Annotated in this window: 6 protein-coding genes and 4 pseudogenes; 6 read left to right on the forward strand and 4 right to left on the reverse strand. The window is 61.2% G+C overall.

The window, feature by feature from the left end; all coding sequences use genetic code 11:
• Window positions 1-297: 297 nt before the first annotated feature.
• Window positions 298-2130: an asparagine synthase (glutamine-hydrolyzing) gene (gene asnB, locus RFM41_RS33735; protein WP_320253481.1), complete on the forward strand. Its 1833-nt coding sequence runs from the start codon at window positions 298-300 to the stop codon at window positions 2128-2130.
• Between the two features lie 269 nt (window positions 2131-2399).
• Window positions 2400-3026, forward strand: a pseudogene (locus RFM41_RS33740) (helix-turn-helix domain-containing protein); the annotation flags it as partial.
• A 229-nt stretch (window positions 3027-3255) separates the two neighbouring features.
• Here RFM41_RS33740 and RFM41_RS33745 read toward each other — a convergent pair.
• Complete coding sequence (locus RFM41_RS33745; protein WP_320253480.1) at window positions 3256-3549, reverse strand: hypothetical protein; 294 nt, start codon at window positions 3547-3549, stop codon at window positions 3256-3258.
• On the opposite strand from RFM41_RS33745, the gene RFM41_RS33750 reads away from it, so the two are divergent.
• Window positions 3514-3723: a hypothetical protein gene (locus RFM41_RS33750; protein ID WP_320253482.1), complete on the forward strand. Its 210-nt coding sequence runs from the start codon at window positions 3514-3516 to the stop codon at window positions 3721-3723. The two genes, RFM41_RS33745 and RFM41_RS33750, sit on opposite strands and share 36 nt — an antisense overlap.
• Window positions 3724-3725: 2 nt before the next feature.
• Here RFM41_RS33750 and RFM41_RS33755 read toward each other — a convergent pair.
• Window positions 3726-3854: pseudogene (locus RFM41_RS33755) on the reverse strand (IS110 family transposase); the annotation flags it as partial.
• A gap of 75 nt (window positions 3855-3929) precedes the next feature.
• Between RFM41_RS33755 and RFM41_RS33760 the strand changes: the two are divergent.
• Window positions 3930-4102: pseudogene (locus RFM41_RS33760) on the forward strand (transposase); the annotation flags it as partial.
• A gap of 123 nt (window positions 4103-4225) precedes the next feature.
• Here RFM41_RS33760 and RFM41_RS33765 read toward each other — a convergent pair.
• Together RFM41_RS33765 and RFM41_RS33770 are read right to left on the reverse strand one after the other, a co-directional pair.
• Window positions 4226-4477 (reverse strand): hypothetical protein, encoded by a 252-nt coding sequence (locus RFM41_RS33765; RefSeq protein WP_320253479.1) that lies wholly within the window; start codon window positions 4475-4477, stop codon window positions 4226-4228.
• Window positions 4452-4619 carry a hypothetical protein gene (locus tag RFM41_RS33770; protein ID WP_320319352.1) on the reverse strand — a complete coding sequence of 56 codons (168 nt, stop codon included), beginning with the start codon at window positions 4617-4619 and terminating at the stop codon, window positions 4452-4454. Before RFM41_RS33770 ends, RFM41_RS33765 begins: the two co-directional genes overlap by 26 nt.
• A gap of 1004 nt (window positions 4620-5623) precedes the next feature.
• On the opposite strand from RFM41_RS33770, the pseudogene RFM41_RS34155 reads away from it, so the two are divergent.
• Together RFM41_RS34155 and RFM41_RS33775 are read left to right on the forward strand one after the other, a co-directional pair.
• Window positions 5624-5710, forward strand: a pseudogene (locus RFM41_RS34155) (IS3 family transposase); the annotation flags it as partial.
• On the forward strand, window positions 5684-6103 hold the full coding sequence (locus RFM41_RS33775) for a DDE-type integrase/transposase/recombinase (protein ID WP_347344043.1): 420 nt from the start codon (window positions 5684-5686) through the stop codon (window positions 6101-6103). The pseudogene RFM41_RS34155 and the gene RFM41_RS33775, both read left to right, overlap by 27 nt.
• Window positions 6104-6383: the final 280 nt, after the last annotated feature.

Raw genomic sequence — 6383 nt, forward strand, 5'->3', positions numbered from 1 at the left:
ACACCATCGGCACTCAACAGCACGATCTCGGCACGCCAGACATACTTCTGCGGATTGTTGCGGTCGCTGATCAGGGCAGTCAGCCGCCGATGATCAGAAGGCGAGACGGTGCTGGACGTGTTCTCAGTCGGCACGTCCCTTGCGTTGAGACAGAATATAGTCAAACGCCAAAAGGAGAATGTCGCGTCAGAGTTGAGCCGATGCGGCGGCGATGAAGCATTGTCACGTATTCGCGGGGTGCCGTCTCCCGGGTGCCCGAAGTTGCGCAATAGTTACCCAAGGCAAGGAGCCAAAGAAATGTGCGGCATCTGTGGATGGATTGATTTCGATCGTGACCTAGGAGGTCCCGACGCGCGAAGAGAGATTGCCGACATGACAGCCACCATGGCCTGTCGCGGTCCAGACGACGAGGGGACTTGGATCGACGGGCCCACTGCCTTGGGACATCGCCGCCTAGCAATCATCGACGTCCAAGGCGGTCGCCAGCCGATGATGCTCCAGGAGGACGGCCGACCCGCATTAGTCCTCGTCTACACGGGTGAGACTTACAACTACCGCGAGCTTCGTCAAAGGCTTACCGCCTTAGGCCGTCGGTTCGACACGAGCAGTGACACCGAGGTGGTGCTGCACGCCCACCGCGAGTGGGGCCGCCGCGACCCCCGCACCGCGGTGAGCGAACTCAACGGGATGTTCGCCTACGCACTCTGGGACACCGCCACGCGCGAACTGCTTCTGGTACGCGACCGACTCGGGATCAAGCCGCTCTACTACTATCCCACCCAGCATGGAGTGTTGTTCGGTTCCGAGCCAAAGGCGATCCTCGCCAATAGTCTCGCGGAACCCGCCATGGACGCCGATGGGCTTCGCCGCACCCTGTGCTCCATCGCTGACCCGTACAACACCGTGCTCCGCGGCATGCGTGAGGTACGGCCCGGCCATATTGTCCGCGTGACCCGCGACGGCATCCAGCAGATGACCTATTGGCAACTCACCGACAGCAGTCATACCGACGACGTGCCTACCACCGTCCAGCGCGTCCGCGAGCTGCTCGATCAAACGATCCGGCGGCAGCTCATTGCCGACGTACCGCTGTGCACGCTTTTGTCGGGTGGGCTTGATTCCTCGGCCATGACTGCACTGGCCGCGCACTTCAGCGACGAACGGATCAGGTCCTTCGCGCTCGACTTCGTCGGCTACACCGACAACTTTGCCCCCGGCCCGGGGCGCCCCACGCCCGACGGGCCATACGTGCAGGAGGTTGCGAAGTTCCTTGGCACCGACCACACGGATATCACGTTGTCGGCGGACGAACTCATGGACCCGAGTGTGCGGGCCGCCACCCTCCATGCACGGGACCTGCCGTTGACCTCTGGCAACATTGATAGCTCGCTCTATCTGCTGTTCCGGGCAATCCGGAAACACTCAACGGTGGCCCTGTCCGGAGAGGCGGCCGACGAGCTTTTCGGCGGCTACTCGTGGTTCCACGATCCCGCGCGCATTCAGGCCGACACGTTTCCCTGGTACGAACTCAGCGAAAACCTCGCACTGCAGTCCCTAGACCCCGGCCTCGTCGAGAAACTCGACCTACCCGGCCACCTCGACGAGCAGTACCGCAGGGCACTTGCGGAAGTACCGGCCCTGACCGGGCCGGCCTCGGCCGATCCGCACGAGCGTCGCATGCGCGAGGTCTGCTATCTTTTTCTTACGCGTTACCTGCCGATGCTGCTTGACCGCAAGGACCGGATGAGCATGGCTTTGGGTCTCGAGGTGAGGGTCCCCTACTGCGACCACCGTCTCGTTGAATACGTGTTCGGCACCCCATGGAGCCACAAGACTTTCGACAGGCGCGAGAAGAGTCTGCTGAGGGCGGCCACCGCGGATCTGCTGCCGCAGTCGGTGGTGCAGCGAGTCAAGAGCGCACTTCCGGAAGTGCAGGATCCGACCTATGATAGAATGCTTCGCGCCCGGTTCACCGCGCTGCTGAATGATCGCAATGCGGCAGTGGCACCGCTGCTGTCCGTCGACAGGTCCTGCGTGTTGCTCGATGCGACCGACAATCGCAGGGGGGTAGAGCGTATCCTGGCCCTCGAGAATTTCCTGACCGATTACAACGTGAGCCTCACGGTCTGAGACGGCGGAACACACATAAGGACAGTAAAGGGCTCGGGGCGCCCGATAAAGCGTGGATCCATGGCCAAGTCTCCTTCCCGAACTTTCGAACCGGCGAGGGGACCTCCCGTAGCGTGGTGTTCGCAGAGGTGTGATGTGTGAGTCTCTGGATGATATTGATTTGTCCTGGAGACTGTATGCGCCATGTCAGACGAATGCACAATTCCTCCTGGCCCACACGAGGAACTGATCCCCTCTCATTCTGAGAGGAAGGATAAGAGGAAGGATAGATGACGACCGAGATTTTTGTGACTCCTGCATTGTTGAGGACGACGCAGGGAGACGATGCCGCCGGCGGAGGAAGTCGTGTCGATGGTGCGCCTGCACCAATGCGGCTGGGGCGCCAAACGGATCGCGAAAGAAACGGTTGCACGCGCAATACGGTTCGCCGCTACCTTCGCTAAGGCGGTGTCATTGCTTATCGGGGTCGCCCGCGCGTGTCGGCGCTCGCCGGGCTTGATGATTGGCTGCGGGAGCTCTTTTTCCGCCACGACGACAACGCGGACTTCATTCGCCAGGAATTGGCCGATGAACATGGGATCATTATCAGCCGCGTTCGGTGTAGCGTCGGGTACGTCATTGGCGCCGGAAGCTAACGGCGCAGAAGCGCGCGACGGTTCGCTTTGAGACTGCACCGAGTCATCAGAACGCCAGGCCGACTGGTTCGAAGGGAGGGAGGGCGCGTTTCTGCGGTTAGGGGGCGTTCCGGCGGAAGTCGTGATCGACAATGCGAAGGCGCTGGTCGAGCACCATAATGCGGTATCAGGCGAGGTGAGGTTCAACGCGCGGTTGCACGCCTTTGCCCGCTACTGGGCTTCACGCCGCGGACCTGTACTCCCTATCGGGCGTGCACCAGGAGCATGCATCACGATGCACCTTGTTGGAGTTGTTGAGCGACAATTAATCTGGGCGGACGACCACCATATCGACTGCCGGCGCCTTTTTCGAGTCTGACGTTGCCCGGTGGTTCGTGCAGGTATCGATGGTTGGTGGCGTATCGATGGCGTTTGAGAATGCCCTTTCGCCCGAGTTAGTGAACGGTCGAGACGCACACGCCAAGCTGCTTGGCTACTTCCTCGCCGGTGATCATGCCGCTCTCCCCAGCCGTTCGTACCGGCTCTTCAGTCCATAGGTGCGGAGCACGAGCATGACCTTCTTCAGCTTGAAGGGTTCGCCGCACCAGTTGCGCCAGAGTTCATTGAGACGGGCGGCGATCTGCCGGTCATTGGCGGTCTCCAGCAGCTCATTGATCAACGCCACGACCTGTGCCGGCGTCTTGCGTATCACTGACATGGGCCGCGGTCTGGTCAGACAGGCTCTGGTGCGACCGCCGCGCCAGCGGATATGGATGTTGACCTGCGCGTTGACGATCAGCGTCACGTCTTCGATGAGAAGGCCGAGCGTGCGCTTGCGTTCGACGGCACCGGTGTGTTCGTCGTTCCAGACGCGCGGGAAATCGGAGGCCAGCGTGCTGATGCGCTCCTGCGCTGGCTCGTCCAGCAGCGAGCGGTCGGCCTCGTTCTGGCGCTCGTGCTCGCGGTGCAGGCCGTCTGAGCAGCAAAAAACCGAAGGACGTGATCGCGGCGAAGCTTCTTCCTGAACAGCACCGCTCCCGACACGTCCGAACCGTGCGCTTGGAACCCGTTCTTCGCCAGATCCAATCCGATTGTGCTAACTACCAACATGGACGCCTCCCTTCAAGTGATGATCAACGACACCACTTTGGCACAGCGATGCCGTGAGGGGGCGTCCACCCCATCAATCTCGGCTCGCACAAGGCAAGGCCGTGCGTCACGCCATCCCCAAGGCCGGGGCCAAGCTCATTCTCCTGCTCAAATACTCACCCGACCTCAACCGCATCGAACAGTTCTTCGCCAAGCTCAAACACTGGCTTCGAAAGGCGGCCAAACGGACGGCCGAAACCGCCATGAGCCTGTCGGCCGCATAGCGCAGGCTCAAGCGGAAGCTGCGAATGCCGAAGCGGGCGAGAATCGCCTTGATGCGGTTGATGAGCCGCGTCCGCTCACCGACCAAGGTCTGCCGCTCGCGGTCGGCCTCAGCGCGTCCTCTTCGTCGAGCGTCGGGATCGCCGCCATACTGCAATGGCGCTTCTCGCCACGCAGCCAGCCCAGGAAGCGCGCATCAAAAGCTCCGTGTCGAGCCGATCGGTCTTGGCACGCCGGTGCTCACGCGACACTGCAACGCTGGCTGGGTGGATGGCATAGGCCTCGATGTCGCGCGCCCGCAGCCAGCGCGCCAGCCAGAAGCCGTCGTCGGCTGCCTCATAAGTGACGGCGATCCGCTTCATTGGATGCCCGGCCTAGCCGGCTTTGTCGCGCCAGTTCCTGCGGCAGCTTCAACAACGATGGCGCGTCGGCATCAATCTTCTTCAGCGGCTGGCGCTTGAAACCCGGAACAAGCGCGGCAATCAGCCACATCGCCTTGCTCATTTCGATGACGGCGACGATCGTGTTATCCGGCCTGCCTCAAAAGACTGCGACATCGGGTGCCTCCTTCTGATGGTGGATCCAACAGCGCCGAAGGATGCCACACCTTCGCCGCTCGCCCCATTGCATCCACATCCTGGGAGACGATCCCCCGCACCCGGCTCTTCCCGGGAGTAACCCGCGTCATATCCATGCTTGCGCCCAAGTTCGAGTGATGCGCGGAGTTGGCAGGGGGAAGCGCGCCGTCGGGGTCTCGAACTCCGACCAGCCCACGCGCCGGCTTTTCTGGCTGCGCCGTCTCACTGGGCATTTCGCAAAAGCCCGACAGGGATTCCCGGACAATGGTGGAGTGCACCCCAGACTGAGACAAGGAAAATCGCGGACAGTTTCCCCGCAGGAGAGGAAACTGGGGCATGGCCAGGCGGCAAGACTCATTCAGGAGGACCAAAAACTGGAGCTTCTCCAGCGCATAGAGGCTGGCGAAAACGTCAGCAAGTTGGCAGATGAGGTCGGCTCAGTCGTCAATGACTTTGCGAGTGGCGTGATCACCTGAGGCTATATGGCGATCTGAAGTCACGACGGCCCGGCCGGCCGGCCAGATCGACAGCAGGACTAGGCGGGGCCTCGCAGTCGCAGAATTCAGTTGATCTGCCGACGTCTCAGGAAAAGGCACTGACCAAGGCCAGGCGCCGGATCAAGGAGTTGGAGCAGAAAGTCGGGCAACAGCAGCTCGATCTCGATTTTTTTCGCGAAGCCTTGCGGCACTTCGAGGAAGATCAGCGCAGGAGCAGCGCTCCTGGCGAAACGCGATCTTCAAAGTCATCGAAAAAGATGACGACCGGCCTGTCGCAAGGCGAATTCAAAATTCGAATGTGCTGGCTCACTGGCATCAGTCGCGCGAGTTACTACCGCCATTGGCTAGATTCGGCCCGCGTCGGGCCGAGACAGGTTTGCGCGATCTCATTCAAAAGGTGGCTCTCGGCAACGCGCACTAGGGTTACCGCCGGTTCGGAGCCCTGTTGCGTCGGGAGGGGTGGCAAGTCAACCACAAGTGCGTTCTACACATCATGCGTGAAGACAATCTGCTGTGCCTGCGCACGCGCCCCTTTGTTCCTGGAACGACGAACTCGAGGCATGGTTGGCAAGTCGTGCCGAACCTTGCAAGGGGCATGATCCTTACTGGGGTCAACCAGCTATGGGTTGCCGATGTCGCCTTCCTGCATCTGGCTAAGGAGTTTGCTTTCCTTGCCGTTGTGCCTGACGCCTTTAGCCGCAGGGTGGTCGGGAGGGCGCTGGATACGCATCTCAGAGCAAGCCTTGCCATTGAGGCCCTCGCCATCACCGATCGCCGGCCTGCTCCTGGGGGTCTCGTGCACCATTCCGATCGCGGAGTGCAGGGCAGATTCAACCGTTCGCCGCAACACCTCGAACCAGGAGGTGTTTATGGCTACGGGAAGACGGAAATCGGAACGCTCTACGCAGCGTAAATTATCCTCGCCTGGTCGGCCACGGTGTGGCAGCGTGAGAAACCTTTGCCGGTTCTGGCGGGGAGTGGCGGCAGGCCTGTCGAGCGAAGAAGCCGCCGCCGAAGCCGGCGTCTCCGCCCCGTGGGTATCCGGTGGTTTCGGAGTTCAGGCGGAATGCCTCCCATACATCTTTCAACCACTTGGCGCCTGCTTCTCTATGCGAGAGATATCCAAGGTCGGGCGCATAGCCCGACAAAGAGCGATCCAGAATATCTCGACCAGTGCGCGCGAAAACATTCTC

The organism is Mesorhizobium vachelliae (genome assembly GCF_033977325.1).
GTDB lineage: Bacteria > Pseudomonadota > Alphaproteobacteria > Rhizobiales > Rhizobiaceae > Mesorhizobium > Mesorhizobium vachelliae.

Bases quoted from the DNA above. Each gene is read 5' to 3' on its own strand.
- asnB (WP_320253481.1), top strand. From the start codon at position 298: ATGTGCGGCATCTGTGGATGGATTGATTTCGATCGTGACCTAGGAGGT.
- RFM41_RS33765 (WP_320253479.1), bottom strand. From the start codon at position 4,477: ATGAAGCGGATCGCCGTCACTTATGAGGCAGCCGACGACGGCTTCTGG.
- RFM41_RS33775 (WP_347344043.1), top strand. From the start codon at position 5,684: ATGCGTGAAGACAATCTGCTGTGCCTGCGCACGCGCCCCTTTGTTCCT.
- RFM41_RS33770 (WP_320319352.1), bottom strand. From the start codon at position 4,619: ATGAGCAAGGCGATGTGGCTGATTGCCGCGCTTGTTCCGGGTTTCAAG.
- RFM41_RS33750 (WP_320253482.1), top strand. From the start codon at position 3,514: ATGGATGTTGACCTGCGCGTTGACGATCAGCGTCACGTCTTCGATGAG.